This window comes from Phormidium sp. FACHB-1136 (assembly GCF_014697375.1).
Classification (GTDB): Bacteria; Cyanobacteriota; Cyanobacteriia; order Phormidesmidales; family Phormidesmidaceae; genus Nodosilinea.
Genome location: NZ_JACJRS010000246.1, coordinates 1 through 1,921, shown reverse-complemented (window position 1 = coordinate 1,921; position 1,921 = coordinate 1). Strand labels below are relative to the sequence as shown.

General features: G+C 49.9%; 2 protein-coding genes. Both read left to right on the top strand.

Features of this window, described 5'->3' with window-relative positions; translation table 11 throughout:
- The coding region (locus H6G62_RS27065; protein WP_199325224.1) for a hypothetical protein at nt 1-291 on the top strand (291 nt) is incomplete at its 5' end.
- 79 nt (nt 292-370) lie between these two features.
- The gene (locus tag H6G62_RS27060) at nt 371-1,819 is read left to right on the top strand and encodes a DUF4157 domain-containing protein (RefSeq protein WP_190500922.1); all 1,449 of its coding nucleotides are present in this window, start codon (nt 371-373) and stop codon (nt 1,817-1,819) included.
- Nucleotides 1,820-1,921: the final 102 nt, after the last annotated feature.

The following is a 1,921-nucleotide window of genomic DNA, read 5'->3' as shown; positions in this document are numbered from 1 at the left end:
CAGCGACAGTGGTCTGACTTAGCAATCCTACGCACTACACCGGCCCTGCTCTCACTCTTCTCCCTCGTCGTGCTCCTCACCCAGCGCCTGCACCCCCAATTTACCTTCCCCCTACCTCATACCGCCTGGTACATCAAGCAACACCCGACCTTTGCTGATGCCTTGGCCTTTGTCCGGCGCTATCTATGGGCCTCTCGGCTTTTTCAGACATCGCAAGATGACCTTGAGTACGTTAAAGTCCCGCGCCCTATCTTCGACATCTGGGCCGAGTTACTTTGCCATGCTGCCTAATTGGATAAAGTCGAGCTAAGGGCAATTCCGCAAAATTCCCAGACAATAGGAGAGCCCTCTCCATCACCGGAGGTTCACCATGGCGCGTCACCGATCATCCCTTCGCAAAAAAGACGATTTTGCGGCCTCCCCGAAACCCTCTTCCGACCCCTTCCAACCCCGTCCCTTTGCGGATCCAGCGGTGGAAGAGGTTCCCCATTCCCCAGCCAACAGCGCCCCTCCCATTCTCGATAAGCTTGTCACACCCCCCCCTCGGTCTGCCCCCATTCAGGCTAAACTCACCATCGGCGAACCAGGTGATCGGTATGAACAAGAGGCGGATCGCGTGGCCAGCCAAGTGGTGCAGCAAATTCACGCACCCCAAACCAAAGCTGCCGTTCAGCGAGAATCCATCGAAGACGATGAAGAGCTTCAGATGAAGCCCGATTCTCTGCAAAGGGAGTCCATCGAAGAAGACGACGAACTGCAAATGCGCCCCGTCACAGAAGCCGTTGAAGGTGGGCCAGCCTCCGAAGCTTTAGAATCCGCCATCCACCAAGCCAGGGGCAGTGGACAAGCGCTTGATCCTCATCTACAACGGCAAATGGGCCAAGCCATGGGGGCGGATTTCAGCGGCGTCACCATTCACACCGATAGTCAGGCGGATCAGCTCAATCACTCGATTCAAGCCAAGGCTTTTACCACTGGACAAGATATTTTCTTCCGCCAAGGAGCCTACCAGCCAAGTAGCCAAAGTGGCCAAGAACTCATTGCCCATGAACTCACCCATGTGGTACAGCAAAACTCCGGAGTCAATCATCAGGAAGCCCCAACCTCTAGGGTCAAGCCGTCCAATCAGGACGCTCCTCAAGTATCGCAGAAGAGTTCAATTATCCGGGCAAGCTTGATTCAAAGGGAGCGGTTTATTGGTAACAAGGCCAAACATCACCTGCATATCGAAATTAATCAGGATCACTATAAATTTGCCAAGGATGATGGCAGTCGAATCGAGATTGGCAAAAATGGCAATTACAAGCTAGATCAGTTAATTGTTGCCCGAAATCATCTCGTTGAAAATGGCTATAGTGGAGATGACGCGCAGGCATGTATAGATTGGTTAGAGAATGAATGCCAAACCCACTCAGACTGGGATGAGTCCATTGGATATCAGCCTTCTTGGGAAGTCGAAGAGGTTGAGGAAAATAAACATGTGGAAGGTCTTCTAGACTATGGCGAAAGCTATGGATATAGGCGAGCTGACTTTGAAAATACCTTGATGCAGGCTAAAGCCGATGTCCTGAAGGATGCATTAGGTTATCTTAAAGATGGGAACTACTACGGATCTAATGAGGATGGTGAAGAAGCTACTGAACCACTGATTGAGAAGACCATCAACGATGTAACCTTGCTAGAGCTACTACCTCAATGGTCTGGTTTTCCCGATAAAATATATTCAAAGTCAGCCTTGGCAGAGTATTTCAAGAGAATCGCTAAGGACTTTTTAAGACAGCTCCTATTTGATACTTTTCCTCTTGCTTCGGGTAAGTAAGCTGTTAGTCATCTAAACTGCGTATAATACATTAAAATTCTGGAATAAGCCATGGGAGTCAGAAACTATCTAACGTCAGAGGAAAAGCAAGAGCTTCAGAAG